Origin of the sequence: Lysobacter sp. CFH 32150, assembly GCF_022758295.1 — a bacterium.
Taxonomy (GTDB): domain Bacteria; phylum Pseudomonadota; class Gammaproteobacteria; order Xanthomonadales; family Xanthomonadaceae; genus CFH-32150.
Window position 1 is genome coordinate 307,924 of sequence record NZ_JALDWJ010000001.1, and the last position, 26,085, is coordinate 334,008.

28 protein-coding genes are annotated in these 26,085 nt (G+C 63.4%); 10 read left to right on the forward strand and 18 right to left on the reverse strand.

The features are described from left to right. Positions 1-19: 19 nt before the first annotated feature. Together MO486_RS01385 and MO486_RS01390 are read right to left on the reverse strand one after the other, a co-directional pair. Positions 20-1,771, reverse strand: coding sequence for a M1 family metallopeptidase (locus tag MO486_RS01385; protein ID WP_242903995.1), 1,752 nt, complete (start codon positions 1,769-1,771; stop codon positions 20-22). A 150-nt stretch (positions 1,772-1,921) separates the two neighbouring features. Continuing rightward, a complete protein-coding gene (locus MO486_RS01390) occupies positions 1,922-3,217 on the reverse strand; it encodes a hypothetical protein (RefSeq protein WP_242903997.1) in 1,296 nt (431 codons plus the stop codon). Between the two features lie 272 nt (positions 3,218-3,489). Between MO486_RS01390 and MO486_RS01395 the strand changes: the two genes are divergently transcribed. Further along, positions 3,490-4,197, forward strand: coding sequence for a hypothetical protein (locus MO486_RS01395; protein ID WP_242903999.1), 708 nt, complete (start codon positions 3,490-3,492; stop codon positions 4,195-4,197). Between the two features lie 12 nt (positions 4,198-4,209). Here the strand turns inward: MO486_RS01395 and MO486_RS01400 are convergent, their stop codons facing one another. The 10 genes from MO486_RS01400 to MO486_RS01445 all read right to left on the reverse strand — a co-directional run bounded on the left by MO486_RS01400 (position 4,210) and on the right by MO486_RS01445 (position 13,664). Continuing rightward, a complete protein-coding gene (locus MO486_RS01400; RefSeq protein ID WP_242904001.1) occupies positions 4,210-4,686 on the reverse strand; it encodes a YbhB/YbcL family Raf kinase inhibitor-like protein in 477 nt (158 codons plus the stop codon). A gap of 183 nt (positions 4,687-4,869) precedes the next feature. After that, positions 4,870-6,186: an aminotransferase class V-fold PLP-dependent enzyme gene (locus MO486_RS01405; protein WP_242904003.1), complete on the reverse strand. Its 1,317-nt coding sequence runs from the start codon at positions 6,184-6,186 to the stop codon at positions 4,870-4,872. A 70-nt stretch (positions 6,187-6,256) separates the two neighbouring features. Continuing rightward, positions 6,257-6,868: a hypothetical protein gene (locus MO486_RS01410; RefSeq protein ID WP_242904005.1), complete on the reverse strand. Its 612-nt coding sequence runs from the start codon at positions 6,866-6,868 to the stop codon at positions 6,257-6,259. Between the two features lie 46 nt (positions 6,869-6,914). Further along, positions 6,915-8,705 carry a GGDEF domain-containing protein gene (locus MO486_RS01415; RefSeq protein ID WP_242904007.1) on the reverse strand — a complete coding sequence of 597 codons (1,791 nt, stop codon included), beginning with the start codon at positions 8,703-8,705 and terminating at the stop codon, positions 6,915-6,917. Positions 8,706-8,736: 31 nt separating this feature from the next. Beyond that, a complete protein-coding gene (locus MO486_RS01420) occupies positions 8,737-9,015 on the reverse strand; it encodes a hypothetical protein (protein WP_242904008.1) in 279 nt (92 codons plus the stop codon). Positions 9,016-9,029: 14 nt separating this feature from the next. Beyond that, positions 9,030-9,845, reverse strand: a complete 816-nt coding sequence (locus MO486_RS01425; protein WP_242904009.1) for an SAM-dependent methyltransferase — start codon at positions 9,843-9,845, stop codon at positions 9,030-9,032. 174 nt (positions 9,846-10,019) lie between these two features. Then, positions 10,020-10,385, reverse strand: coding sequence for a hypothetical protein (locus MO486_RS01430; RefSeq protein ID WP_242904010.1), 366 nt, complete (start codon positions 10,383-10,385; stop codon positions 10,020-10,022). A 48-nt stretch (positions 10,386-10,433) separates the two neighbouring features. Continuing rightward, a complete protein-coding gene (locus MO486_RS01435) occupies positions 10,434-11,198 on the reverse strand; it encodes a LytTR family DNA-binding domain-containing protein (protein WP_242904011.1) in 765 nt (254 codons plus the stop codon). Beyond that, positions 11,191-12,477: a histidine kinase gene (locus MO486_RS01440; RefSeq protein WP_242904012.1), complete on the reverse strand. Its 1,287-nt coding sequence runs from the start codon at positions 12,475-12,477 to the stop codon at positions 11,191-11,193. Before MO486_RS01440 ends, MO486_RS01435 begins: the two co-directional genes overlap by 8 nt. A 152-nt stretch (positions 12,478-12,629) precedes the next feature. Then, positions 12,630-13,664 (reverse strand): diguanylate cyclase, encoded by a 1,035-nt coding sequence (locus MO486_RS01445; protein ID WP_242904014.1) that lies wholly within the window; start codon positions 13,662-13,664, stop codon positions 12,630-12,632. Positions 13,665-13,932: 268 nt separating this feature from the next. Between MO486_RS01445 and MO486_RS01450 the strand changes: the two genes are divergently transcribed. The 4 genes from MO486_RS01450 to MO486_RS01465 all read left to right on the forward strand — a co-directional run bounded on the left by MO486_RS01450 (position 13,933) and on the right by MO486_RS01465 (position 17,264). Beyond that, the gene (locus MO486_RS01450; protein ID WP_242904016.1) at positions 13,933-14,613 is read left to right on the forward strand and encodes a protein N-lysine methyltransferase family protein; all 681 of its coding nucleotides are present in this window, start codon (positions 13,933-13,935) and stop codon (positions 14,611-14,613) included. Next, on the forward strand, positions 14,610-14,975 hold the full coding sequence (locus MO486_RS01455; protein ID WP_242904018.1) for a YkgJ family cysteine cluster protein: 366 nt from the start codon (positions 14,610-14,612) through the stop codon (positions 14,973-14,975). The genes MO486_RS01450 and MO486_RS01455 overlap by 4 nt, the downstream gene beginning before the upstream one ends. A gap of 98 nt (positions 14,976-15,073) precedes the next feature. Continuing rightward, positions 15,074-15,460 carry a BlaI/MecI/CopY family transcriptional regulator gene (locus MO486_RS01460; protein WP_242904020.1) on the forward strand — a complete coding sequence of 129 codons (387 nt, stop codon included), beginning with the start codon at positions 15,074-15,076 and terminating at the stop codon, positions 15,458-15,460. Beyond that, complete coding sequence (locus tag MO486_RS01465) at positions 15,453-17,264, forward strand: M56 family metallopeptidase (RefSeq protein ID WP_242904022.1); 1,812 nt, start codon at positions 15,453-15,455, stop codon at positions 17,262-17,264. Before MO486_RS01460 ends, MO486_RS01465 begins: the two co-directional genes overlap by 8 nt. Positions 17,265-17,330: 66 nt before the next feature. On the opposite strand, the gene MO486_RS01470 is transcribed toward MO486_RS01465, so the two are convergent. Further along, positions 17,331-17,981: a hypothetical protein gene (locus MO486_RS01470; RefSeq protein ID WP_242904024.1), complete on the reverse strand. Its 651-nt coding sequence runs from the start codon at positions 17,979-17,981 to the stop codon at positions 17,331-17,333. A 211-nt stretch (positions 17,982-18,192) separates the two neighbouring features. Here MO486_RS01470 and MO486_RS01475 point away from each other — a divergent pair, with 211 nt between their 5' ends. Next, positions 18,193-18,669, forward strand: a complete 477-nt coding sequence (locus MO486_RS01475; RefSeq protein WP_242904026.1) for a nuclear transport factor 2 family protein — start codon at positions 18,193-18,195, stop codon at positions 18,667-18,669. Between the two features lie 260 nt (positions 18,670-18,929). Here MO486_RS01475 and MO486_RS01480 read toward each other — a convergent pair whose 3' ends face one another. Then, a complete protein-coding gene (locus MO486_RS01480) occupies positions 18,930-19,571 on the reverse strand; it encodes a DUF998 domain-containing protein (RefSeq protein WP_242904028.1) in 642 nt (213 codons plus the stop codon). 212 nt (positions 19,572-19,783) lie between these two features. Between MO486_RS01480 and MO486_RS01485 the strand changes: the two genes are divergently transcribed. Then, positions 19,784-20,281, forward strand: a complete 498-nt coding sequence (locus MO486_RS01485; protein ID WP_242904029.1) for a VOC family protein — start codon at positions 19,784-19,786, stop codon at positions 20,279-20,281. An 85-nt stretch (positions 20,282-20,366) separates the two neighbouring features. Here MO486_RS01485 and MO486_RS01490 read toward each other — a convergent pair whose 3' ends face one another. Then, positions 20,367-20,636: a hypothetical protein gene (locus MO486_RS01490; RefSeq protein ID WP_242904030.1), complete on the reverse strand. Its 270-nt coding sequence runs from the start codon at positions 20,634-20,636 to the stop codon at positions 20,367-20,369. 190 nt (positions 20,637-20,826) lie between these two features. Then, entirely contained in the window at positions 20,827-21,090 is a 264-nt protein-coding gene (locus tag MO486_RS01495; protein ID WP_242904031.1) for a DksA/TraR family C4-type zinc finger protein, read from the reverse strand. A gap of 119 nt (positions 21,091-21,209) precedes the next feature. On the opposite strand from MO486_RS01495, the gene MO486_RS01500 reads away from it, so the two are divergent. Next, complete coding sequence (locus MO486_RS01500; RefSeq protein WP_242904032.1) at positions 21,210-21,665, forward strand: PaaI family thioesterase; 456 nt, start codon at positions 21,210-21,212, stop codon at positions 21,663-21,665. Between the two features lie 32 nt (positions 21,666-21,697). Here MO486_RS01500 and MO486_RS01505 read toward each other — a convergent pair whose 3' ends face one another. Then, positions 21,698-23,161: an MFS transporter gene (locus MO486_RS01505; protein ID WP_242904033.1), complete on the reverse strand. Its 1,464-nt coding sequence runs from the start codon at positions 23,159-23,161 to the stop codon at positions 21,698-21,700. Positions 23,162-23,252: 91 nt separating this feature from the next. Beyond that, entirely contained in the window at positions 23,253-24,158 is a 906-nt protein-coding gene (locus MO486_RS01510) for a dienelactone hydrolase family protein (RefSeq protein ID WP_242904035.1), read from the reverse strand. Positions 24,159-24,315: 157 nt separating this feature from the next. Between MO486_RS01510 and MO486_RS01515 the strand changes: the two genes are divergently transcribed. Both MO486_RS01515 and MO486_RS01520 read left to right on the forward strand, forming a co-directional pair. Next, positions 24,316-24,786, forward strand: coding sequence for a VOC family protein (locus MO486_RS01515; RefSeq protein ID WP_242904037.1), 471 nt, complete (start codon positions 24,316-24,318; stop codon positions 24,784-24,786). Between the two features lie 105 nt (positions 24,787-24,891). Next, complete coding sequence (locus tag MO486_RS01520; RefSeq protein WP_242904040.1) at positions 24,892-26,013, forward strand: hypothetical protein; 1,122 nt, start codon at positions 24,892-24,894, stop codon at positions 26,011-26,013. Positions 26,014-26,085 lie beyond the last annotated feature (72 nt).

The window sequence follows — 26,085 nt, forward strand, 5'->3', positions numbered from 1 at the left end:
CAGGGCCCGTCTGCCCTGCCTACCGGTCGGCTTCCTTCGCCTTGTCGGCCGCGGCTTTTTCGCGCGCGGCCTTGTCGGCTTTCTCCCGCGCTTCCTTGTCAGCCTGGAATTCCCGGATGTACGGCAATTCGCGCAGCAGTTTCGAATGCGGATCCAACGTGTAGGCAGCGCCGGCGGGCAGGTCGACATGCCCCTGCCCATCGGCCATCTTCAATGTCTTGTCGCGGCCGTTGACGCGTACTTCCACGGGCATCGGGAATGGCTTGTCGCCCTGCGTCTTCCAGCGCAGGTCCAGGCCGTCTGCGTCGCGCGTAGCCACCAGTTCCGGCAGTGCGGCTGAATACAGGTAGACGTCGAAGAACCATTGGTAGTCGCGGCCGGTCGCCTGGTTTACTGCCTTGATGAAGTCCGGCGTGCTCGCGTACAGCGGCTTGAAGTTGCCGGGGCGCGGGTCGGTGGTGCCGTACACCACCTGCTTCGTCGCGGCGAAGAAGGCTTCGTCGCCGATCAGGTTGCGCAGCGTGTGCAAGGCCAACGAGGCCTTGTAATAGATGTCGTGGCCGGGGCCGCGTTCGTCGCTGTAGACCTCTTCTTCGAGCATCGTCTTGCCGGAGACGATCGGCTGCTTGTTGAGCAACGCGGCGCGTTGCTTCATCAGTAGCGCGTAGTACTCCTGGTCGCCGCGCAGCCACTGCATGTACAAGGGTTGCATGTAGGAGCCGAAGCCCTCATGCAGCCACATGTCGTCCCAGTCGCGGTTGGTCAGCTGGTTGGCGAACCATTCATGGGCGAATTCGTGCTGCAGCAGCCAGTCGTAGCCGTACTCGCTTTTCTTGTATTCGTTGCCATAGGCATTGATGGTCTGGTGCTCCATGCCCAGGTGCGGGGTCTCGACCACGCCCATCTTCTCGTCGGCAAACGGATACGGGCCGATCGTGCTCTCGAAGAAATCGAGCATGGGCCCGAACTCCGCGAACAGCCCGCGCGCTTTGCCCGCATCGCCGCGCAGGTGCCAGAAACGCAACGGGATGGTGTTGCCGTAGCGGCTCTTGTAGGTCGCCTCCAGCAGTTCATACGGACCGATGTTGAGCGCGATCGCGTAGGTGTTCGGGTTCTTCGTGCGCCAGTGATAGGTACGCCACCCGTTCTTCTCTTCCATGCCCATCGCGATGCCGTTACCTGCGGCAACCAGCGGAGCCGGCACGGTCACGTGCTGGTCGACCTGCAGCGGCTCGCCCAGCGGATGATCGATGCATGGCCAGAACAGGTCGCAGCCAGACCCCTGGATCGCGCTGGCAACCCACGGTTCACCCGTCGGCGCCTTGCTCCAGACGAAACCGCCATCCCACGGCGCGCGCTTGGCCACGTGTGGTTTGCCTGCATAACGGATGCGCAGCACTGCGCGCTCGCCGCTGGCCAACGGCTTCGGCAATGTGACGCTCATGCGGCCTTCGGGATTGGTCCATGCGCTCGCAGGCAGCTTTTTCCCGTCGACCGAAACTGATTCGATCGCAAAGTTGCGATCGAGTTCGACCACCAGTTTCGCGATCGGCCTGGTTGCCTGGAAGGTGAGCGCAGCGTCACCGGTCAACCGCTTCTGTGCGGGCTCCACCTTGAATTGCAGGTCGGCGTGCTCGAACACGACGGCTTCCTGCTCGGGCGTCCGTGGCGCACCGGAGCCATAAGTGAATTCGGTCAGATCACCCCGCTCCGCATGCGCGGCAAAGGCAAGCAAGGACAAGGCGACGGCAAGCAGGCGGTCATGGCGCATTTCGGGGATCCAGACACGGGCAATCCTGTAACGATGACATATCCCGGTCGCGCCCGGCATCCGCCTGAAGTCACGCGATTTGGGCATAAGCCCTTGAAGCAACAGGGCCCGATCTCTCGGGCCCTGTTGCTGACAGCCTTGGGAACGATCTTAGAGATCAAGATCGTCCTCGCGGACGCCAAACTGTTTCAGCAGTGCCTGCCGCGCCTCGTTCGACAACGCCTGCGTAGCTCGCGTGCCCTTGGCGCGTGCGGCTGACGCAGCAGCCGTGCCGTCGGACACCGGGACTGCCACGAACGCCGGGCTTTCGCCAGTACCGGCATCAAACGCCCCACCCGTGATCTGCCCGAGGTCATTGATGTCGTTGGCGAAGATCAGCTCACCGGAATAACCGGGCGCTGCATCGTTGAGGTCGGTCATGACCCCGTCCTGCCAGAGGAAAGCATGGCAAATCGCGAAACCCGCACTGCACGACATGCCCACCACCTGGCGCCGCGCATTGATGCCCAGCGCCTGGCTATACACATGGCCTGGAAGCGTACCGAGATCCTGGATACCGGAGTCCCGCGTCCACAGGAACGCGTGCGCACGGAATGAACCCGGCGTGGCACCACCCGGATAATTCGCGAAGCCGATCACGTCGCCTTGCTGGTTGATCGACATCGGCGTATTCCACGCGACTCCGCCGATATTGCCGAGATCAGTCACCGTGTCGTTTTCCCAGAGCACCATGTGCTTCGCACTGAACCTGCCGACGGCGCGGTCGCAGATTCCCGAGATGCCGACGACTTGTCCCTTGTCGTTGATCGCGGTGGCCGCACTGGTCGAATCCGAGGGCAGCGACAGCAACTGTTTGACCTTGCCTTCCTCCGGGCCCCAGATGACGGCCTGGAACTGCAGCACCTGCGGCGCGACGCAAGTCGGATCGTGCACCGCGTTTTCCGCCCACCCGACCACCTGGCCACGGTTGTTGGAACCGGTGGCAATGCCGTTGTTGCCGCCCAGCGTCGGCAGCGCTTTCATCACATTGTCCTGCCACACGAAGCCGAGACAGGTGTTTCCGGTCACTGAAGGGAAGAAAGCGGAGCAACTCCAGGCTTCTCCCAGGGGATCGACCTGGTCGGTTTCGGCAAAGCCTGAAATCAGGCCGCTGTTGTTCTTCACCGGCCAGGCCACGTTGCTGTTGGCGCCGCCGAGCGTGCCGAGATCCGTCGGCACCCTATTCCTCCACAAGGTAGCGTGTACGGCGGCCCCGTCTTCCACGCTGGAAAAACCGGTGATCCAGCCACGATTGTTGATGCTGTTCCCCGCACTGCTCGTTCCGTCGAGCAAAGGCAAGTGGTCGATCTGATAGACGGGTTGGCTGTCCGCAGCGATCGCTGCCGGCGCGGCCATCAGACAGGCAACGCACGCAACGGCGAGCATGGCGTGTTGAATCTGACGCATGGCACTCTCCTTGAGATGGGTTGTGGAAATAACCGCTCCAGGGAACGGTTTTTTGCGGATGCAACCTCCCGCGCGGCCTGTCCGAGTGCTCGGACCCGCTGTTACTTCCCTGCATTCAATGTGGAAGGGAGGCTCGATCCTCCACGTTCAGCGTCGCGCAATTCGATGCGGATTACTCGCCGTTTCCGGACAACATCACCAGCGGCAATGCAGCGCACTGGCGACGCATGCGCAGCGCGATTAATCTTCGATCAAAAGGCGCGGGAGCAGACATGCGCAGGGCACGATGGTTGTTCATCGCATTCGCAATGGCAGGCTGTGCACATGCACCGTCGACCCTTCCAGCGGACGCGTTGTTGCAACAGGCCATCGATGCCGCCGGAGGCGAAGCAGCGTTATCGCAGGCGCAAGTGCTGGCATGGACTGGCGAAGCGGTGGTAGTGGCTGATGGGCAACGCATCGAACTCGGCGTCGACACCAGCGTTGAACCCTTCACGCAGGCGCGCTCGGATACCTGGCTGCGGGATCGAGGTCGAAGCACCCTGCGCAGCCTGGAAATAGACGGTAACCAGGGCTGGATGACGCGCGGCGAACAACGCACTGCGATGCCTATCGCCATGCAGCGACACGAGCGTGCGCAATACGCTGTCTACGGATTGATGCGACTGGTGACGCTGCGCGATGCCGGCGCCAATGTGCAAGCGTTACCGGATGACGTGGATGGCTTGCACGGTCTGCGCGTCTCGCATCCGCACGCACCGACGGCAGAGCTGTACTTCCATGGCGATGGGCGCCTCGCCTATCTGACCAACAGCGTTCCAGCCCCTGACGGCGATGGCAGCGTGGCGCAACGCTTCGATTTCGAAGGCACTATCGAAGCCGACGGCGTACGCTGGCCCCGGACACTGCGGATCAGCCAGTCAGGGCAACCCTATTTCGAACTGCACCTGCTTACGTTCCATGCCACGCCGAACCAGTAACTGCAGGCCTCATCACTTGTCGCGCTGGTAAGTCCCGATCAATTCCGCCTGCGCAAGCACATGTCCTTCAATCGCCTTGAGCAGCTGCCCTTTGTCCGGTTGGCCGAGGTCGGCCAGCACGATGTCGAGCGCATAGAGCTTGTGGAAATAGCGATGCCGGCCGATGGGTGGACAAGGCCCGCCGTAACCCGTGCGCTTCCAGTCGTTGATACCTTCGCGCGTCCCCGCGGGCAGCTGTGCCGCGTCCACGCCTGCGGGCAATCCGTCCGTCCCAGCCGGCAGGTTGTAGAGCACCCAGTGCACCCAGGTCATGCGCGGCGCAGCTGGGTCGGGGGCGTCCGGGTCATCCACGATCAGAGCGAGACTCTTGGTACCGGCGGGCAAGCCGGACCAGTGCAATGGCGGGGACACGTCCTTGCCATCGCAGGTATGCGGCGTGGGAATCGGCGCGTTCGTAGCAAAAGCCGACGAACTCAGGGTGAAGGGCATGACCGCCTCCTTACCTTTGCTGATGGCCGCTGCCTCCTCTCCCTTGCTGCATGAGGCAGACAGCGCAATCGCGAGGAACATCGCGCCAAATATGGATCGATCAGGCGCCATGCGGGCCACCTCGAATTTCGAACCGGCACGATAGTACGCCGCTGGTTGTTTCCGCTCCGTTTACGCCGGAAGTTAGCCCGAAATTTCCCGCACTGCACGCAGCGCCTGCTGCACTTCTTCCGGTGTGTTGACCAGGCTTGGCGCGAGACGGGCGTAAGTAATTGCGTACGGGCTGGTGCTGGCGATGATGCGCTTTGCCAGCAACTGCCTGACCACGTCTTCCGGTCTGAGGCCGGCGACCTCGAAGGAGACGACGCCGGCAGACAGGTCGCCGGACGTCGGCGTATGCACTTTCACCTTCGCGTTATCCGCGAGGCCCGCCTTGAGTTCATCGTTGAGGCTGCGGATGCGGGCCGCGACGCGTGCGCGTCCCATCTGCTTGTGCATGCGGAATGCAGCGGCCGTGGCCCACTGGTGTTCGAAGGCGTGGAATCCGCCCGGCGCCACGCGATTGGCGTTGTTCGGCGTGGCCGGCGCGCGGTCCTGGGTCCATGCGACGTAGCTTTCGAAGTCGGTGAAGTTGGGAATGGTGGGCCGCAACCGGGCCCAGTTGTCGGCATTGGCCCAGACCAGGCCCGTGCCGCGCGGGGCGAACATCCATTTATGCGTACCGGCGCAAAAGTAGTCGCAGCCCATGGTGGCGATGGCCTCGTCGGCGGCGCCGATGCCGTGCACGCCGTCCACCACCAGCAGCACCGACGATCCTGCCCGTGCCCGCAGGGCCGCACTGATCTCGCGGATCGGCAGGCGGATGCCGGTGCTGGAATGCACCCATGTCAGACCGACCACGCGGGTCTTGGGGCCAATGCCCTTGAGCAGGCGTTCGATGATGCTCTCGGTGGTCGCAGTGGCGGCCTCGTCGAACAACGCGGTCTTGCGCATGCTCGCGCCGGCGCGTTCGGTGGCCAGCCGGATCGATTCGTGGTGCGAATAGTGGTCGTGCGTCGTTGCGAGCACCTCGTCGCCCGCCTGCAGCGGAAGCCCGTGATAAACCAGCGCGAGGCTTTCCGTCGTGCTGCGGGTCAGGCAGACGTCTTCCGCGCGTCCGCCCAGGTATTCGGCGATTTCGGCCTGGACCTGGAGTGGCAGGGTATGTGCGGGATCCTCGAACATCGCTTTTTCGACCACGAGGAAGGGATTGCGATCGATCGCGCGGCGGTAGGCATCGAGCGCATCACGCACCGGCGCCGGATGGCTGGCGATGAAGAAGCTGGCGAAGTGGAGATACGTCGGATCCAGCACGAACTGGGCGCGCACTTTGTCCCAACTGGAAAGATCCGGCAGGACAGGCGTTTCCGCCGCGACGGCGGCCAGCAACCCTTGCGGGACCACGGCGGAAGCGGCGATGGCCGCCGGAACAATCATGAACTCGCGTCGCGTGATGGACATGGTCACCTACTCCCAGTGCCCCGCAGGGCTTCAGCAAGGGGAACGCCCGAAGGCGCGACAGCCGGACAACTCAACGTTTCTCCGTCACCGCACGACGCAGGTTGATGCGCGCCCGTGCATCGAGGCGTTCGTGGAAGAAATCGCTGAGGAAGATGCGCTCCCGCGCCAACAGGGCCTTGAGGAAACGGCGGCGATTGAGCTTGAACAACCATCCGGGAACGTGGCCACGGTACTCGGCGGCGATACCGCGGTCGTAGGCATCGAATGTCACCGGCTCCGCGCCGAGAATCGCCATGTCGCAATCGAGGAACAGCGCCGCATCACCGTCGACATCACCGGGCGCGAACTGGCCATGTCGGGCAGTGAGATGGATCAGTTCCGCGACACGTGCCGGATCGAGGCTTCGGTCCGGCAGCCAGCGCGCGATGTGGTCGACCGCAAGTTCAGCCGAACGCGTCTCGTTGTCGCGACGGCCTGCTTCATAGATCGCATCGTGGTACAGCACGGCCAGATAGACCTCGGCCGGTTGCGTCCATCCTGGCCCTGCCGTGACGGCGTCGTAATGGCGCAGCACTTCCTGCACGTGCTGGAAGTTGTGATACGCGCGTGGTGGCGTCGCATAAGCCGCTTCCAGCGTGGTCTGCTGTTCGCGGGGGAGTACCAGTGGCGCGTCAGGCGTCATTTGATTCCGCGGGATTTGGTGACCTTCCGGACCACGACTGACAAAGTCAGGAATGCAAAGTATCCAATGCCTCTGACGTTATCGTTGGCTGTGGCGTGAGCGGCACTTCGCCGGTGAATGCACAGACCCGGTTGCGGCCTTCCCGCTTGGCGCGATAGAGCATCTGGTCGGCGTGCGACAGCAGCTTCGCCAGGTCGTATCCGGACAAGGGGGTTCCGCTGACGCCGAAGCTCGCGGTAACAGTGAACACATGGCCACTTTCGCGAGTGTCGATGCTCGCGATTCTCACGCGGCAGTCCTCGGCCAGGCGCATGGCGCTCGCGGAGTCGTATCCATGTATCAGGATCGCGAACTCCTCACCACCGAGACGCCCGAGGTGGTCGACCCGGCGGCAAAGCGCCTTGCACGTGTCGGCCACGCGCTCGAGCACCCAGTCGCCCGTGATGTGGCCGTAGCTGTCGTTGATCGCCTTGAAGTGATCAAGGTCGAACATGACGAGTGCTGCCTGGTCGCCAATCTGCGCGCATCGCGCCAAGGTTTGCGTGGATTGCAGCGTGAAGTAATGGCGGTTGCAGATGCCGGTCAGCGCATCCGTTTCCGCCATGCGGCGAAGGGACGACTGCCTGCGCTTGATCCTGTACGCCCAGTAGCCAATCACGGTCAGCAGCATGACCAGCAGAACAACCACCAACCGGGTGTTCTGCGTAGCCTGCCTGTCCACGCGCTGTTGCAGTTGCAACACCTGGTTCTGGCGATTCAGCAGTTCGATCTGCTGGGTTTTTTGTTGCGTTTCGTGGCGCACGATCTGGTACGCCAGTTCGCGCGCCTTGACATCATTGAGATAAGCCTTATCGGCCCGGGCGAAGTTGCGGTAGTGCGAGAGTGCGGCCACCGGGTCGTGGCGACGCTCGGCGAGTTCGTACATGGTCTTGTACGCCATCACCAGTGGTGGCGAATTCGCGAGGCTGGCGCGTTCGGCGATCGCAGCCTGCGCATGCGCTTCGGCGCCGGCCATGTCGCCTTCTGCGAGCATGAGTTCCGCCAGTAGTGACTCGATCTCGCCGATCAGGCGCGGGTAGCGCGTGCTCTGCACTTCGGCCAAGTGGTTTTGGAGCATGAGGATCGCCTTGCCGCGTTGCCCCTGCGCCTCCCATTTGCGCGCAAGCGTGCCGCGGGCGAAGTTGGCTACCGCTTTCTCACCCTGCTCCACGCACTTGTCGATCACCTGGATGATCGAGGAATCGGCCGGCAATGCATCGAGGTTCTGCAACGATTCGAGCCTGGCCTGCCCCGCGAAGCACAGCGTTCGCTCAGGCACCTTCTGGGCCAGTATCTGGTCGGCGTAATACAACCCGAGCTTGTATTGCCCGATCTGGTTGTACAGCAGTGCCGCGACGCCCAGCCCGTTCTGGCGCAACTCGGGATTCTTGACACGATCGATCAACGACAAGGTCTGGTCGAGCTGGCGCAGTCCTTCGGCGAACTGCCGAAGCAGCGCGTAGCTGTTCACCATCAACGCGCCCGTGCGGAACTGCATCTCGACGTCGGAAGACGACTCGAGCAAGCGGCGTGAGTCCTGGATCGCGACCTCATAGTGCCCGGCGAAGACTTGCGCGTAGGCATTGAGGAAGTCCAGTTGCTCCCGCTGTTTCAACGTGGCCTGTTGTCTTTGCACGTTGAGTTGCGACAGCAGCTGCTGGAATCGTTTTGGGTTCGAGCTGCGCACGCCCTCGGCCTCTTGCAGCAGTGCCTCGACCTGAGTCGAGGCACTGCCCAGCATCGGCATCAAGCAGAGGCTGGCTACGATCAGCCATGGCCTGAGAATGCGCACGAGCATGCTTGCTTCCTACAGGCTCGCCATTTCCAGCTTATTCCTGCTCCGGCGGCGTTTCTTCAGCAGGCTGATCCTCGCCGGGCTGGTCGTCGTCCTTACGCACCGGCTCGTCAGCCGGCCACACCACGCACAACATCTTCTCGCGGCCACCAAGCAAATCGTTCAGCGCAGCATTGTCGCGGTTGAGCAGCGCCTGGCGCTGGGCATCGTCGACATCGAGTGCCGCGACAGCCGCCGCATAGTCCGCAGCCGACAGCCGGGTCATTGCTGGGTTGTTGCCCAGTGTTTCAAGAAACTGGATGACGTTCGACACAGTGTTTTCCCCCTTCATTGTTGATCGGATGTTTCTGTACAGCTTGCTTCGAGATCCAGCGCAGCGATGCGGTCCAGCATCACCTGATTGCGCTGCATCGGCCGGGCCGGCGGAATCACCAGCGTCGTCTGCAGGCGAAGATCCGCATTCACAAGCCCCGACAGCGGCATCCGCTCCATCCGCGGCACCGTGATGGGGAGCGTAGCAGCTTCGTAAGCGATGACTTCATGCGACAACGGGTAATCCTGCGCGAGCAGGTCAACCAGCAGGCCTCGGTAAGCCGAGCCAGTGGCGAATCGGCGCAGCGAGCGGTCGCCCGCGATACCGATCTGCCAGAGCACGAGATAGGCCGAAGGATCGATGCGGCGCTGGTAGAACATGAACTGGCTGGCCTCGTAGTGCTGGCAGCCGTACGTGCCCGGGTCTATGCCCAGGTCGGCATACAGGCAGTCTTCGGCCGAGATGCCCGGCTCCATCTGGGCATCGAAGCCCTCGCCGCGCGCCAGGTCTATCGCCAGGTGGGGGACCAGGGCGAACACGCCCGGATGGCCGTAGAACACACCGCACACACTGCGGCCGGCGCGCACCTCGGCGAGCATCGCCTCGACCATCTCCCGATAGGTCACCTGCCGCGACTTGCCCTCTGCGTAATAAGGCTGGAGGCTGCGGACGTCGGGGCGCAGCTCCTGCAACCAGAGTTCGACCAGCGGATCAGACACGAGGGCGAACACGACTTCCGCCTGTTCGATATGGCTGCGCGAACGGGGACTGACGTGTGCGCCAAGCATCATTCCCAAACCGACGCAGGCGAGGCTGCCGTGCTTTGCCATGGAATCACGCGATAGTGAGCAAGTCGGCAAATTTACCGGCCCCACCCTGGCATTGCCATGTGCCGGACGTTACGGGTTGGCGCTAGATCGGCTCCACGATTTGGGGTTGCACGATTTGGACCGGTTACCGCAGGTATCGTCGAACACGGCTTGCATCACTGACCCAGGGGCTGCTCACGTACAAACATCAGGCGTCGTGAGTTTCGCCTCATGACTGACGCACTGCTTGAATCTCGAGGGCAAGCCCACGATTTCCCGGGTCGTCCCCGCCGCGAGCGCGAACTGTTCGAAGGGTACGTCCATGCATGCATCCCTGGTTTCGCCATGGGTCTTGCAGTCGCCACGGAACAGCAGGTAGTGGCAATTCCCGCTCGCACTCTTGATGCATTCGAACTTCGCCACCTCCGCCGCGATCCGGGTCTTGCTGTAAATCAGATAATCGCCGTCGATGGCGGAGCGCATGACGATGATGCTGTCGCCCCACCCGTCGCAGCCCACCAGGGCGAACAGGAAATACGCCAGGGCGATGAAGTTGCGCATGAGCCACCTCGGTTTGGTGATTGGTGAATGTCGAAAAACCGCGCGCGCCTACATGTTCCGGAACAGCGCCATGAACGGCTGGCTCACGGTCAGTGTTTCCGGCCGTTGCCTGAGCCGGACGATGCCCTTGCCGGTGTCGTCGCGCACGATCGAGGCGATCGCCTTCAGGTTGACGATGGTCGATCGATGGATCTGTTTGAACGTCGCTGGATCGAGCACGGCGAGCAACTCGCGGATCGGCTTGCGCAACAGCGCCTCGCCTTCGGCCGTCACCACCGTCGTGTACTTGTTGTCGGCCTGGAAATAGGCAACGTCGTCGACCAGGATCAACCGCGTTTCCCGGCCGGCACTGGCGGTGATCCAGGTCAAGGGCGGCTCCGCGCCGGGGAGGTTGGCGCCGAGTTGCTTGACGAGCGCCGCGAATGCGTCGGCGTTGGTTTGTGCGGCGGCCGTGCGCGTCTGCAGGCGCTGCACGGTCGCGGCAAGGCGCTCCGGTGCGATCGGCTTGAGCAGGTAGTCGATCGCGCCACTGTCGAAGGCGGCGATGGCATATTGATCGTAGGCGGTGACAAATACGATCTGCGTGTTCGGACTGGCCTCCGCCGCCGCCGCCGCGACTTCCAGCCCAGTCAGGCCGGGCATGCGGATATCGAGGAAGGCGACCTGTGGCCGAAGTTCGGCGATCGCCTCCAGTGCGCTCGCCCCGTCTTCGCATTCTGCGACGATCTCCAGCTGCGGCCAGGCCTCGCCCAACAAGTCCACGAGCGCTTTGCGCAACAGCGCTTCATCCTCGGCGACCACGCACTTAACCATGGCGGCGGTCCGGTTCGAACGTGGCGGGCACGGTGATCGTCGCAGCAACGCCGTTGGGGAAGTTGGCGACGACAGCGAGGGCAGCCTTTTCGCCATAGACCAGGCGCAAGCGTTCGCGCACGTTCTTCAGGCCAATGCCGGTGCCAACGCTTTCAGCGTTGAACCCCTGTCCATCGTCGGCCACGGTCACCGATACGATGGCATCGTTGCTGCGGGCAAGGATCCAGATCGTACCGCCGCCTGGCTTGGGTTCGAGCCCGTGCTTGATCGCGTTCTCGACCAGGGTCTGCAGCATCATCGGCGGCAGTGGCGTGACCCCTAGGTCGTCGGGGACGTCGATCTGCAGTTCGAGACGCGGCCCCATGCGGATCTTGAGTATCTCCAGATAGGCGCGTGCGCGTTCCAGCTCCTCGCCCAGCGTCGACAACGCATCCTCGGTGCGTGGCAGCGAATGGCGCAGGTACTGGATCAGGTGACCGAGCATCTCGTCGGCACGTAGTGGGTCGCTGCGGGTGAGGTATTGCGCGCTGGCCAGCGTGTTGTAGAGGAAGTGCGGTTCCACCTGCGCGTGCAGCAAGCTCAGCTTGGCGACGGTGAGCTCTTTCTCGGTGACTGTCTGCGCGGCTGCGGCTTGCTCGCTGCGGCGACGTTCGGCCACGCGACGAGTGATGGCGCGGGTGATCGCCTCGGCGTTCTCGAGGTTGGTACCGTCGTCGACCAGGAACCAGTCGCTCCATGCACCGCTCTCGGGTTCGCAGATCAGGGTGACGCTGCCGATGCCGTCGCCCGGGGTCACGATCGCCAGGATCTGGTTGCGTTTGTGGCCTAGGCCCAGGAGTTCGTCGCGTTTGTTGCCGAACCAGGTCAACAGATTGAAGCGCCCGGGCGCCTTGTGGCCATAAGGATCGAGGTGCTTGACCTTGGCGCGCACCTGCAGGCTGTCACGCGCGCTTTCCACCTCCTCGATGCGCGGCAATTCGCGGATGGCGGCATCGAGCAGGTCGAAAGCCTCGCCAGCCTCAAACGGAATCTCGATCTGGCGCCGCTGGCGGTTGGCCAATGTGCTTGCGTCCGCGTGGCCCGCGAGCAGGCGCACGCGTCGCAGGTGCGAAAACGCGCCGGTGATGACAAAGGCGATGATCACGAAGCCGATCAGGAAGATCGGCCAGGGCGGCTCCTGCCCTGCCATGGGAATGGCGGACCAGAACAGGGCCAGCAGCAGGAAGGCCAGGAACCAGGCCACGGCAAGGCGGGTGATGAAGAACAAACTGGTGATCACGTTCAATCCGGGCAGTTGGATTGCCGCGGAGCATAGCGATCAGCAGCGCCCACTTGTTCGACGCCGCGACGAAACCCATGGACGGGCGACGAAACGCAGCGCCGGCGGCGCAGACTGGTCTCCAACCGGTGACTCTTACGACAACCGCGCGTTCAGCAAGCGGGGATTTCGACGGCCACCCGATTCCGCCCCATCTGCTTGCTGCGGTACAACACCGCGTCAGCGTGGCTGATCCACGTCGCTACATCCCCCAGTTGGGGGTTGGCTACCGCCACGCCGATGCTGACTGTGCAATGCAGTCCAGGCACCCCATCGAAATGCGTGCCTTCAACCGCCACGCGGATACGCTCGGCGACTTCCTGCGCCTCGGCAAGACCGGCTTCAGCGAGCACGACGCCAAATTCGTCGCCGCCAAAGCGCGCGGGGGTGTCGATCTCGCGAACCGACGCCTGCAAGATCGCGCCGATGCGTCGCAACACGACATCGCCGATCGGATGGCCATAGTTATCGTTGATGTCCTTGAAGTGATCGATGTCCATCAATAGAAGCGCCGCCGGCCGGCCAGTGCGAGCGCAACGCGTCAGTTCATTGAGCGCTGCCTCCTCCCAATGCATGCGATTCCAAAGACTGGTCAGGGCATCGGTGCGATTGAGGCGAACGAGCATGCGGTTCTGCCGCACCACCTTGCGCCCTAATGCGTAAGCGGCGGTACTGAGCGCCAACGGATAGGCGAACATGAAAGGCAAGCTGCACACGATGCTGAGCATCGTGGTCTGTGGCTGGAATGGAAACCCAAGTACCGCGGCAGTGAGCAAGCAGGCGATGCCCTGGAACGTAGCGGTGCGACCCAGGAAGCGCCAACCACCCACGCCGATCTTGTCGGCGGACAGCATCACCGCCAGCAACGTGCTGGGCAGCAGGTTGAACTGCATCACGGCGATCCAGATCCCACCGCAGGCCGAATCCACCACAAGGTTGCGGTACTCGGCGCGCTCCGGATCGCGACTGCGGTTCGCGAGCAGGCACGCCACGTGCGGCCACAGATATCCGTTCGCGAGCAGTGCGGCCCAGGTCAGCGGCGATGCGCCGTTCTCGTAGAGCACGCCAGCGATGGCAAGGACGCCAGTTCCCAGTCCCAGCATCCGCATGCGATAGATGCGCCCGACGAAGCGCCGATGCTCGATCAACCTTGCTGGTGTTTTTGAACCTGGCCTCTCTTCCATGACCGCCCTCACCCACAGCATCGGGCCGAGCTTACCTCGCGCTTGAGCCAGCAAACAGCGATGCGCTCACTGGCACCCGACACGGCGTGAATGCCGTGCGATGCCGCTAGCGTAAGATGCAAACGCACCACGTCTCTTTCGCGCGACTCCCCGCGGCCGTTCCGGCGCCCGTTTTCGCTCCCTTCACGCGTCAACACCCTGTTGCGGGGTGACGCTTCTCACGGGAGCCACCATGCCGGGCTACACCACCCGCCAGCAAGTCATCCACCTCGGCGACCACGACTACCGCATTCGCGCGCTCAGCGATCGGCAGCAATTCGCCGATCCCGATGGTCATGCCGAACGTCTTGGCATCTCGTCGGCCCAATGGTGCCTGTTTGGTCAGGTGTGGCCGGCTGGCCGCCTGCTCGCCGAAGCGATGAGCCGGTTCGACATCGCCGGCAAACGCATCCTCGAACTCGGCTGCGGCCTGGGCCTCGCCAGCCTGGTACTGCAGCGACGCGGGGCCGATGTCATCGCCAGCGACGTGCATCCGCTCGCCGAGCCTTTCCTTGCCTACAACGCGGCGCTCAACGAACTGCCTGCCGTGGTCTACCGCCAACTGCGCTGGGATGTGCCGCTGCCCACCCTCGGCCGATTCGATGTGGTCATCGGCAGCGATGTGCTGTACGAACGCGACCACGCTTCGCTGCTCGCTGCCCTGGTTGACCGCCACACCCATGCCGGATCCGAAGTGGTGTTCACCGATCCCGGACGCGGCAACAGCGCGCCGTTCACGCGCGCACTCGCTGCACAAGGCTTCAGCGTCGAAGAAGAACGCTGTCCGATGAATGCCGGCGACACCCCGCCCTATCGCGGTCATCTGTTGCATTACCGGCGCCATGCCTTCGCAGCCAACGAGGCCGCGCGATGAGCATCGAACACATCAGCTTCGAAAGCCGCGACGACGACCACATCGTCGATCCAACCGTCTCCTGCAGTGCTTGCGACGCAGTCTGCTGCCGCCTGACCGTGGTGGTGATGCCGGAAGACACTGTGCCGCGCCACCTGGTCGAACGCACCGCGCAGGGTCTCGACGTGATGGCCCACGACGAAGACGGCTGGTGTGTCGCCGTCGACCACACCCGGATGTGCTGCAGCATCTACGACCAGCGCCCGGACATCTGCCGCAAGTTCGCCATGGGCAGTGCGTATTGCCGCGCCGAGCGCAAGGCCTACGGCCATCGCAACGACCGCGAAATCCCGATCACCGTCATCCAGCACGGCGGGACTTAGGCAGGCCGTACCCATGACTTCTTGCCTAGACAAAATAGTCTAGACAAATCGTTCTACATGCTCTACGGTGCAGCCTCGACCGTTCCGGACGAGCTGCAATGCCCAAGGCCACCAAACCGCCGAAGCCCACCGCCGCCGAACTCGACTTGTTGCGGGTGATCTGGCGTCTCGGTCCGTCCACGGTGAAGGATGTGCATGCGGCACGCCTGCGCGAACGCCCCGACCTTACCTACGCCACCGCGCTGCGCCTGATGCAGGTGATGCACGGCAAGGGCCTGCTGACCCGCGACGAGAGCCAGCGCTCGCACGTCTACGCCGCCGCGCATGCGCAGGACGCGCTGCAGACCAACCTGCTCAAGGACCTCATCCACAAGGCCTTCGCTGGTTCCGGCAGGGATCTGGTGATCGCCGCGTTGAGCGAACACGTCACCGACAAGGAACGCGAAGAGATCAAGCGCTTCCTCAAGGAGAATCCCGATGGCTGAGTTCCTTGCAACGCTGGTCCCCGTACTCGGCCGGGCGCTGCTGCATTTCGTATGGCAGGGTGCGGCGATCGGGCTGATCGCGGCCTCCGTACTGTTTCTGTTGCGCGATGCCAGGCCGCAAGCCCGTTATGCCGTCGCATGCGTGGCCTTACTGGCTTGCGTGCTGTTGCCTCTGGCGAATGTCATCGCGCTGTTCACGAATGCCCCCGATGTCGTCGTTTCCGTAACGGCCGCGGATACTCGCCATGCCACGACGCTCGGACTGCCGACGGTCGATATCGGAACCTGGCACGCGCGTCTCGAGACGTCGCTGTCCTGGATCGTCGCAATGTGGGCGGCAGGTGCCAGTGTGCTGTCTCTGCGGATGACGATGGGCGTAGCGTGGATCCGCCGCCTGCGCACTGGCCCGCAGAGCCGCGCGAACGCAGCCTGGCAAGCACGCCTCGACGCGCTCGCACAGCGGTTTGGATTGAAGCGTGCCGTCGCACTGCGCGTGGTCGACTGCCTCGACTCGCCAGCGTCGGCAGGATGGTGGCGTCCCGTGGTGTTGTTGCCCGCAGCGCTGATCGCGCGCATGCCGACCGACCTGATCGAAGCGCTGCTCGCACACGAACTCGCCCATATCCGTCGCCACGACTATCTCGTCAACCTGTTGCAGGGCGTGGTCGAAGCGCTGCTGTTCTATCACCCCGTCGTGTGGTGGCTCTCGCGCGAGATCCGCAACGAACGCGAGCACATCGCCGACCAACTCGCAGCGGACATGCTCGGCGCACCGCGTCGCCTCGCCGTCGCCCTCTCGGAACTGTCCGACCTCAATCGTTCCTGCAGTGTCCCACTCCACCTCGCACAAGCCGCACATGGAGGCCAACTGATGTCCCGCATCGAACAACTCGTCCGTCCAAGCCACCGCGCCGCCGGAGGCAAGATCGCCTATCCATTGCTCGGCCTCGCTGCCGCTTGCATCGCGTTCTATGCCCACGCCCAGGTCACACAGCGTAAAGCCCCGCCCGCGTCCCCACAGGCGACCGTTTCCCACGTGACGCAACTCCATGACAACGGCAAGCGCGATGCCTATGCGTTGATACGCAAAGGGCAGAAGGACTTCACCATGTCTGGTACTACGAACGACATGAATGCCATCGACTCGGCGCGCCGCAGCATCGACGGCGACTTCCTGTGGTTCCGCCGTGCGGACCAGGCCTATGTCGTCGTCGACCCAGCCACCGTCGCCCGCGCACACGCCGCATGGCGCGAGACCGACAAACTGGGTAGCCAGATGGAAGCGCTCGGCGACCAGATGGAGGGCCATGGCAAAAAGCTGGAAGCCCTGGGAAAGAAGATGGAACAGCTGGGCGAACACAACGCCGAGACCCCCGCCATGCGCGAAGCCACCAGGAAAATGGAAGCGTTGGCCGAACAGCAGCAGGCACTCGCCAATCAACAGCAACGGCTTGCCAAGGCCACGCTGACTGCCAGCGAATCGCAGGAAGACAAGCTCGATCGCGACATGGACGCCCTGTCCGCGCAGCAGGAAGTGCTGTCCCGGCAGATGGAGCAGCAGTCGCGCGTGCTGGAGGCCGAAAGCAGGCGCCTCGACGCCAGCCGGAAACCGATGGAAGCCCTAAGCCGTGAAATGCAAGTCGCCAGCAAACCGATGGAAGCCCTCAGCGCACAAATGCAAGTGCTGGCCAAGCAGCAGGAAAAACTGGTCGTCCAGGCCGAACGCCAGACCCGCGAGCTGATCAGAGAGGCTCAGGGCAAGGGCCTCGCGATGCCAGCACCGGGCAACGTGCGCGCGCGTTGATCGCACTCCAGATAGCCGGAAAGCCGCGTGCGCGGCTTTCCGGAGAGTGCGTCTATCCATACGAACTCAGTACTCCGACGTGCTCTCCTTTTCCTCGGTATCGGTCTTCGTATCAGCCTCCTTGTCGGCAGGCATCTCCGTATCGGTGGCAGGTGCCGTCGCTGGTTCATCGGGAGCGGCCTCGCCAGTCACGGCCGCGTCGCTATCCTTGTCCTCCATCGCCAATCCCGTTGGGCCGACGAGGTACCACTCGCCCCATTTGTCGACCATGTCGTGGCCCTTCGTGGTACCCGGGCCGGCATCCTCGGTGTAGTAGTACAGGGGATGGCCGTTGTAGGTGACCTGCTGCGAGCCATCACCGCGCGGGATGGTGCCGATCATCGCGGTCTGCACGCTCGGCGACGCCGCGGTAGGCGCACCTGCCGGCGGGGCCAGCACCGGTGGCCATGCCTTGATGCAATCGCCGGTGCACTTGGTGGCGGTGTCGTCACCTTCCAGCACATACACCGCGCGACCCGAGCTATCCGCGACATACGATCCCGCACCGCCGGTCGCCAGCGTAAGCGCCGTTGGCGTCGGGGGTGGCGGCGTCACGACGGGAGCCGGCGGTGCGGCTGGTGTGGTCGCGGCGGTTTCGGTGTCTGCAGCTTGGCGATTGCACGCGACCAAGGCGAGCATTGCCGCGCCGCATAACACGAGCAGTTGTGTGTTGCGCATTACATCCTCCTCAGCCGGGCACATCCCGGCTTTGCGAATTCATCGACGCATCAATAGCCGATGCATCGTGACGCGAGGGTCTTATTCGTGTTCAAACGATGTAATGGCACTCACGCCGTATTAACGACGGCGCCATTCATGACTTCAGCCACAGCGATATCGATCATGCGCTGGTCTAAGCTCGACTCATTGACAGCCATGGAGATTCGCTATGAAGGGTATTCCGCTGCATTCGGGTTCATGGCGCGCCGTCGCTTTGAGCGGCCTCGTCATCGTGGCCGGCCACGTCTTTGCCGCCGAGCCACAAAGCACAGTGCCCACCAGAACGACGGAAGAGCAAGCACTCGCCCGCAAGCCGCTTGAGGCTTACATGCAAGGGCATGCCACAGGCGATCCTGCGCATATCCGCCGCGCCTTCCTGCCGACCGCACGCATCGAGGGCCTTCGCGACGGCAAGATCGTTTCGCGCACCCTCGAGGAGTTCGCAGCCGGCTTCAGCGGCAAGCCCGCCGAAGACGAAGCCCAGCGCCAGCGCCGCATCGATGCCCTCGACATCTCCGGCACCGCCGCGATGGCACGCGTCACGCTCGACTATCCGGCAGTGACCTTCACCGACTATTTTGTCCTGCTGAAAGTCGATGGCGAATGGAAGATCGCCAGTAAGGTGTATTCCGCGCAGAAGAAATGAGCGGAGGACCAACGCTTCGCCACCGTCACTGACGCTCTCCCCCGACGCCAGATTTTGCGTCACCACGGGTCCCCGCGGGACCATGATGCCGTCATAGTCCTAGGGAGACTGGTATGAAGTGAAGCTGGGACTCGATCTCGGCGACGTGATTGCGCTGGTCTCCACGCGTGCGAACGGCTAACCCGGGCCAGCGGTGCGGTGGTCGAACTCGCCGAAGGCGATGAAATGGTCTATCGCGCGACTTCGGGCATTGCTAGCGGTTATCCGGCCACATTCTCGGCACGTTGCTGCCACAACCACACTGCCGCCATCGTCAGCCACGAAACGATCAGCGCGACGACGATCTTCTGCGAAAGACCTGACGGCATGCCGCGCCAAAGCGCATGAACCCACAGAGCGATGAAGCACGTCGCTCCAAGGGCAAACCCCGGCATGAAGCGAGCGTGCCAGCCGGGAGTGCGGCGAAAGCGCAACGACTGCAGCAGCATCGCCGTGGTGACGAACAGGAAGGTCGTCTGCGCAGCGATGCCATGCACGAAGTTCTCGAACGTCGGCACCCGAGGCACGCGGTACGAGTCCGCCACAGCGGTGACCATCAGCGCGAAACCGGCGCCAACGAACAGCAACAGCGGTGCGGCGCTGCGTGCCGCGGGCGGCAAGGCCCAGTAATAGCCAAGCCCAATCAGCACCAGCGCGACACCGAGAACGAAATACGCCGTCTGCAGCCACAGGCCGTAGTCGTCCATCAGGTAAAAACTCAACGGGGCCTGTCGCCAGTCCAGATCCGTGCGCAGCCATTGCACCGCCACACAGGCAATGACGAACATGACCACGCTGAGGAGCGCGGCAGCGCCGAGTCGCGGGGCGATGTTGCTTCCGGCAACGCTGAAGGTGTCATTCATGATCAATCGCACTCGCAGTGAACGTCCAGGTCCACAGGCTATCAGCCACGGCTACGTTGTGAAGACACGCCATCGAGATCAGTGGAGGGAGCCAATCGTCCTGCCTGGATGTCGATTTTGCCGCCGCTTGTTCGTCTAACAGTCAGGGACGGGCCACCAGGCCCCGCGACCCTGTTCAGCCATCCCTGCACATCACTAGAGGAGAAAACACCATGCCAGCCAGGTTCCAGCGCATCACTCCATTCCTCTGGTTCGACACCCAGGCCGAAGAGGCCGTGAACTTCTACACCTCGGTTTTTCCCAATTCCCGTGTAGGAACCATCTCGCGCTATGGCAAGGCAGGCGCCCAGGCCTCCGGCCGGCCGGAAGGCTCGGTGATGGTGGTCGCCTTCGAACTGGATGGACAGGCGTTCACCGCGTTGAACGGCGGACCCCAGTTCAAGTTCAACGAATCGGTTTCACTCGTCGTCAATTGCGAATCTCAGCAGGAAGTGGACCACTACTGGATCCGCTTGTCCGAAGGCGGCGATCCCAAGGCGCAGCAATGCGGCTGGCTGAAAGACAAGTACGGCCTCTCCTGGCAGATCGCGCCGACGCAAGTGATCAAGCTGCTCAGCGAGTCGAACCCGGACACGGCACAACGCGCCATGGCAGCGATCCTGCAGATGAAGAAGATCGACATCGAGACGGTATTGAAGGCGGCGGCGTGAGCTAAGTGCAGCCATCGAGTGCGATCGACGCGATGGGCTGCCTTGGAAACCGCGACCGTTTAGCGGCAGCCCGTTGTTGCCGCGATCAATCGTGCAGCGCGATCAGCGATGCCGATAGGTTGCGCTCTTCCAGAACCCTGCGCAGGCGCAGTTCGACTTGCGGCAGGTTTTCCAGGTGCTGCGAGGCATACAACGAGTACGTGGGCCTGCCATCTCCGCCGCCAGGCCCCGCATGCCGGCCAACACTGACCTGCACCGACTGGCTGGCGCGCACCCACAGGGCCTGTAGCGCGGATGGACTGATGCTCTGGCCGTTACCGAGGGTGAACTTGAACATTGCGATCTGGTGTTTCATGCGCCCGGCCTGACCCTTGGAGGCTCCGAGTATGCGCCTTCCATGCCGCTGTGATCGCCGTGAAGCCTGATACCACTCGGTAGGGCCTTGGCCATCGAATGCAATTCCCCTTGGCACAAAGGGGGATTCGCACGGGTGCCAGCACCGCCATCACGCCGCTCGGGATCGTCATGACTCGTACGCATGAGCGTCAGCGCAGCTGGCTGTCCTTGCTGCCACGACGGTTGTAACCGGCAAAGCCCTGCTCCTTGTCGCGCGCTTCCTGGCACGATACGCACAGGCGGACGCCCGGCATTGCCTTGCGTCGGGCTTCCGGGATGGCCGCATCGCATTCTTCGCAATGCTCCAGGCCTGGACCCTGCGGCAGCTGGCTGCGTGCCCGCTTGATCGCGTCCTTGATGGTCGCGTCGATCTGGTCTTGTACGGCGCCGTCGCCAGCCCAGCCGGTTGCCATGGGCGTCTCCCGAATTGCGGATCAGAGGTTGCATAAAGGATAACGGCCGCGGGCTGAATCGATGTGATGGCAGCGCATACGCGGCGTTAGACTCGGGTTTTTCCGGAACCAGCAAACCGATGACACCCAATCCCGCCTACATCCAGGCCCTCAAGGACAGCGTACGCACCGCATCGTATCCGCACTTGATCGGCATGACCCTCACGGCCATGGACTTCGACAGCTGTCGCATCGAGCTGGAACTGGGCGAACGCCACATGCAACCCTTCGGCATCGTCCACGGCGGTGTACTGGCCACGCTGATCGACACCGCCACCTTCTGGGCCGGCTTCATGCGCCTGCCCGAAGACGCGGGCCTGGTGAACGTCGATCTCAAGCTCAACTATCTCAAGACCGTGACCCGCGGACACCTGCGCGCCGAAGGCCGCTGCCTGCGCGCCGGGCGCCAGATCAGTTACACCGAGGCCAGCGTGTTCGACGAGGCTGGCGAGCTGATCGCGCATGGCACGTCGACGTTGATGGCATTGCCCGGCAAGGGACTGAAGGTGGATGTCGCGAAGTTCCTGCAAGCCTGATTCATGCCGGCCTGATCGCGACGCCCATGCCGTCAATCCGCTGACGCTGCGTCCGGTAGCGCTTCGTCCTCCGGCTCGTGCGTGTGGACGTGTTTCCCGGGCCGAAGCACCATCATGCCGAGTACCGCGGCGCCCAGTGCGAACAGCGCGCCGCACAGGAATGCCAATCGATAACCGCTGTTGAGCGCGACCAGCTGCGCGACACTGGACTCGGCCAACGCATGCGTGCGCGCTGCGGCCAAACTGGCGAGGATCGCCAGGCCCAACGCCCCACCCATCATGAAGGAGGTGTTGACCAGGCCCGACGCGAGTCCCGCTTCACCAGGCTCCACATCGCTCATCGCCGCCAGCAGGACCGGATTCAGCGCCATGCCTGCACCGAAGCCGAGCAGCATCATGCCTGGCAGCACGTGGACCGTGAAGTTGCCATCGACCGGCGCCAGCGCGAACAACCCGAGACCCGCAGCAGCCAGCAACAATCCGACGCCGATCGGCGCTCGGATGCCGTAGCGCATCACCAGCTTCGCCGATAGTCCCAGCGAGAACGCCGCCATGATCAGGTTGGCAGGCAGGAATGCCAGCCCCACCTGCATCGGGTCGTAACCAAGCACCAGCTGCATGTAGAGCGCGGAGATGAAGAACCACGCGAACATCGCCGCAGCCCAGAGCACGCCGATCACGTTGGCGGTGGCGATGTTGCGCAACCGGAACATCCCCAGCGGCATGAGCGGCGCGCGCACGCGTGCTTCGATCGCCAGGAAGATCGCCATCAGCATCGCAGCAGCCGCCAGCAGGCCCAACGTCTGCGGCGAACGCCAGCCGATCTCGTTGCCGTTGACGATCGCGTACACCGCGAGCATCAACGATGTGGTCACCGTCACCGCACCCGCGACATCCAACTTCTGCGCATGCGCAGGCGCGCGCACCAGCGGGATCAGCTTCAGGCACAGCGCGAACACCAAAGCACCGATCGGCAGGTTGACGAGGAAGATCGCGTTCCAGCCGAGCGTGCTGGTAAGCACGCCGCCGAGCAGTACACCGATGCTGCCGCCGCCCGCGCAAACGAAGCCGTAGACGCCCATCGCCTTGGCGCGTTCTGCCGGCTCTGTGAACAGGGTCATGATCAGCGACAGCGCCACGGCTGTGACCACCGCACCGCCCAGGCCCTGCACCGCGCGCGCCGCGACCAACGTGCCCTGCGAACCGGCAAGGCCACAGGCCAGCGACGCAACCGTGAACAGCGTGATGCCGATCAGGAACAGGCGGCGATGTCCGTACAGATCGCCCAGCCGTCCGCCCAGCAGCAGGAAGCCGCCGAACGTGAGCATGTAGGCATTCACCACCCAGACCAGCGAGGTCTCGGTGAACTGCAGGTCCTCGCGGATCGACGGCAGCGCGACGTTCACGATCGTGGTGTCCAACACGATCATCAGCACGCCGAGGCAAAGCACGATCAGGGCAAGCCAGCGCTTCCTGGCATCCAGTGGGTTCGTCAAGATGGTGTCTCCGTTGTGTTCTTATCAGGACGACGAACGAGAGTCGGCCGGATCGACATGGTCCGCCCCTCATTCACCCGCTCGTCCGGCCCTACGCAGGTTTGCGCAGCGTCCGATCGAACAGTGCAATTGTGCGGCGCCACGCCTCGCGGGCAGCCGCTTCGTCGTAACGCGGCGTGGTGTCGTTGTTGAACCCGTGCTGCGTGTCCTTGGGCTGGTACAGCGTGTAACGCACGTCGGCCGCCTTGAGCGCCGCTTCGTACGCAGGCCATGCGGCGTTGATGCGCTCGTCGTTCGCGGCAAGCACGACCAGCAGCTCCGCCTTGATCTTCGGCACATCCTCCAACGGCGCTGCGTTGCCGTAGAACGGTGCTGCGGCGGCGAGGTCCGGTAACCGTGTCGCCAGGAAGTTTGCCATGCCGCCGCCATAGCAGAAGCCGACCACGCCCATGCGTCCGTTGCCGCCCTCGATGCCCTTGAGCATGTCCGCGGCCGCGAGGAAGTCCTCCTTCGTCTTCGCCTGGTCGAGCTTGCCGAACAAGGCGCGCGCCGCATCCTCGTCGCCTGGATACCCGCCGAGCGGGAACAGCGCATCCGGCGCGAAGACGATGAAGTTTTCCAGCGACAACCGGCGTGCGATGTCCTCGATGTGCGGATTGAGGCCGCGGTTCTCGTGCACCACCAGAACCACTGGCAGCGGACCGCGCGCCTTCGCCGGCTTCACCAGATAGCCGCGGCTGGTGCCGTAACCCTTCGGCGATTTGAACTCGATGTACTTCGCCGACAGCCGCTTGTCGTCGGGCTTGATCTGCTGCGCGAGCGCGAATTGCGGGCTCAATGCAGCCAGCAACCCCGCGGCCGTCGTCGCGCCGACCGCAAAGCGCGCCGCGCCCGCGAGGAAACCACGGCGATCGATCAAGCCGTGCACGTACTGGTCGAAGAGGCGCAGCACTTCCGGATCGAAATCGTTGGCCTTGGAGCGGGGAGCGTTTGGCATGGGAGCTTCCTCGGTGGCGTCGAGCGGCCGAGCATAACGCTCTGCATGATCGATTTCCTCTGGTCCAATTCAGACTAGCAATCCTTGAACATCGCGGTCATCGCCGCATAACGCCGACGGGAACATGCTTACGTTTTGACCACACGGAGGATCAGAAATGGCCGTCAATCCCACCCCCACCGGTTATCACAGCATCACCCCATCGGTCGTCGTCGACGACGCCGCCAAGGCGCTGGAGTTCTATCGCGACGCGCTCGGCGCAAAGGAAACCTATCGCCTCCCGATGGGCGACAAGATAGGTCACGCCGAAATCCAGATCGGCGATTCGCGTCTCATGTTGTCGGACGAAATGCCGCAGTGGGATGCGCTGAGCCCGAAATCGCGCGGCGGCGCGACCGGCAGTTTCATGATCTACGTGCCCGACGCCGACGCCGCCATCGATCGCGCTGTGAAGGCGGGCGCCAAAATAATCGAGCCGGTCAAGAACCAGTTCTGGGGCGATCGCGCCGGAACGATCGAAGATCCGTTCGGCCACAAATGGATGCTCGGCACGCATGTCGAGGACGTCAGCGACGAAGAGATGAAACGTCGCGGAGAAGAATGGAGCAAGTCGCATAAGAAGCAGTAACGATCCATCTCCCTCCGACACACACATTCAGGCGGTGGGCGCACGGTAACGCCCCCGTAACGACTCCAGGCTTTCACTGACAGGACTCAGCCTGGAGTCCTCGCCATGCCGGATGCTGGCCTGCATATCCGATCCGGTGCCCTGATCGCCCACCGGTTGCTGGACGTAGCCGATGGGATCGACTTGGCGCGGGCCGAAACGCTGTGGCTCTCCCACGCGGGTCGAGAGAGCCGGCGCACGCGACTTTCGACGGTCTCGGCGAACGAGTTGGCCTTCGACGTGCCTCCCGCGCTTCTCGTGTTGCCGACGACGTCCATCGATATCGACGGCCACCCTACGCCGGCCGGGCTGACGGTGCGCCTGTACGACTTCGGCGCAGTCGCGATCGCATTACGCGTGGACATCGAGGATCTCTCCTGGGACGCGTTTGCCGAACGCTGTAACGCGCTCGACCGAGCAACCGGCCCGGCCTCCGAATCGGTGTTCTGGCGAAAGACGCTGCGCAGCGTATTGGACGTGATCGGGCCAGCGCTGCATCGGCCTTCCTCCGAACATCTGGAAGAGGACTACCTGTTCGCAACCGTCCACCGATTCGAGCAGCCCATGACCGGCGCCGACATTCGCGCGCGTGCCGATCTGGCCGCCTTGCTGTCCGGAGAGACCCGGCCGCTGTCACCGCAGGAAACCGCGGAACTGACCGCGCAATCGTTCTCTTATTTCGTCGACGACCTGGTCGTGGTGACCTGGGATCGCGCCTTCATCTTCGAGCCGCGCCGCGATTCCGACGTCATCGACATCATCGAGGTCGCCAACGCGCAGCTACTGGAGATGCGTTACTACGACGAGCTGCTCGATGGCGAACTCTCGACCATGTATGACCTGGTCGCGAATGCCCGCGGCGGGCTGTCCCTCATCGCCTCGCGCCGTGCCGCGCGCCTCGCGCGCCGGCTCTACGGTCTGGTGGCTGAAGTGACCGAACTCACCGAGAAGGTGGAGAACTCTCTCCAGGTCACCGAGGACGTTTATCTCGCGCGTGTGTACGGTGCCGCGTTGGAGTTGTTCCGCGCCCACAAGCTCAGTGCCGCCGTGGATCGAAAACTGGACATCATCCGCGGCACCTATGGCGCCCTGTACGAAGAAGCCTCGAGCCGACGCGCCGAGTTGCTCGAACTGGCGATCGTCCTGCTGATCGTGTTCGAGATCGTGCTGGCGCTGGCGGAGCGATGACACGACGTGGCGGCCGACCCGATCGGCCGCGCCGTCGCCCAAGCAGCACGCCCGCCGTTTCGAAAGCGGGGT

Coding starts and splice junctions, on each gene's coding strand:
- MO486_RS01385 (WP_242903995.1), bottom strand. CDS start 1,771: ATGCGCCATGACCGCCTGCTTGCCGTCGCCTTGTCCTTGCTTGCCTTT.
- MO486_RS01390 (WP_242903997.1), bottom strand. CDS start 3,217: ATGCGTCAGATTCAACACGCCATGCTCGCCGTTGCGTGCGTTGCCTGT.
- MO486_RS01395 (WP_242903999.1), top strand. CDS start 3,490: ATGCGCAGGGCACGATGGTTGTTCATCGCATTCGCAATGGCAGGCTGT.
- MO486_RS01400 (WP_242904001.1), bottom strand. CDS start 4,686: ATGCCCTTCACCCTGAGTTCGTCGGCTTTTGCTACGAACGCGCCGATT.
- MO486_RS01405 (WP_242904003.1), bottom strand. CDS start 6,186: ATGTCCATCACGCGACGCGAGTTCATGATTGTTCCGGCGGCCATCGCC.
- MO486_RS01410 (WP_242904005.1), bottom strand. CDS start 6,868: ATGACGCCTGACGCGCCACTGGTACTCCCCCGCGAACAGCAGACCACG.
- MO486_RS01415 (WP_242904007.1), bottom strand. CDS start 8,705: ATGCTCGTGCGCATTCTCAGGCCATGGCTGATCGTAGCCAGCCTCTGC.
- MO486_RS01425 (WP_242904009.1), bottom strand. CDS start 9,845: ATGGCAAAGCACGGCAGCCTCGCCTGCGTCGGTTTGGGAATGATGCTT.
- MO486_RS01430 (WP_242904010.1), bottom strand. CDS start 10,385: ATGCGCAACTTCATCGCCCTGGCGTATTTCCTGTTCGCCCTGGTGGGC.
- MO486_RS01435 (WP_242904011.1), bottom strand. CDS start 11,198: ATGGTTAAGTGCGTGGTCGCCGAGGATGAAGCGCTGTTGCGCAAAGCG.
- MO486_RS01450 (WP_242904016.1), top strand. CDS start 13,933: ATGCCGGGCTACACCACCCGCCAGCAAGTCATCCACCTCGGCGACCAC.
- MO486_RS01455 (WP_242904018.1), top strand. CDS start 14,610: ATGAGCATCGAACACATCAGCTTCGAAAGCCGCGACGACGACCACATC.
- MO486_RS01460 (WP_242904020.1), top strand. CDS start 15,074: ATGCCCAAGGCCACCAAACCGCCGAAGCCCACCGCCGCCGAACTCGAC.
- MO486_RS01465 (WP_242904022.1), top strand. CDS start 15,453: ATGGCTGAGTTCCTTGCAACGCTGGTCCCCGTACTCGGCCGGGCGCTG.
- MO486_RS01470 (WP_242904024.1), bottom strand. CDS start 17,981: ATGCGCAACACACAACTGCTCGTGTTATGCGGCGCGGCAATGCTCGCC.
- MO486_RS01475 (WP_242904026.1), top strand. CDS start 18,193: ATGAAGGGTATTCCGCTGCATTCGGGTTCATGGCGCGCCGTCGCTTTG.
- MO486_RS01480 (WP_242904028.1), bottom strand. CDS start 19,571: ATGAATGACACCTTCAGCGTTGCCGGAAGCAACATCGCCCCGCGACTC.
- MO486_RS01485 (WP_242904029.1), top strand. CDS start 19,784: ATGCCAGCCAGGTTCCAGCGCATCACTCCATTCCTCTGGTTCGACACC.
- MO486_RS01490 (WP_242904030.1), bottom strand. CDS start 20,636: ATGAAACACCAGATCGCAATGTTCAAGTTCACCCTCGGTAACGGCCAG.
- MO486_RS01495 (WP_242904031.1), bottom strand. CDS start 21,090: ATGGCAACCGGCTGGGCTGGCGACGGCGCCGTACAAGACCAGATCGAC.
- MO486_RS01500 (WP_242904032.1), top strand. CDS start 21,210: ATGACACCCAATCCCGCCTACATCCAGGCCCTCAAGGACAGCGTACGC.
- MO486_RS01510 (WP_242904035.1), bottom strand. CDS start 24,158: ATGCCAAACGCTCCCCGCTCCAAGGCCAACGATTTCGATCCGGAAGTG.
- MO486_RS01515 (WP_242904037.1), top strand. CDS start 24,316: ATGGCCGTCAATCCCACCCCCACCGGTTATCACAGCATCACCCCATCG.
- MO486_RS01520 (WP_242904040.1), top strand. CDS start 24,892: ATGCCGGATGCTGGCCTGCATATCCGATCCGGTGCCCTGATCGCCCAC.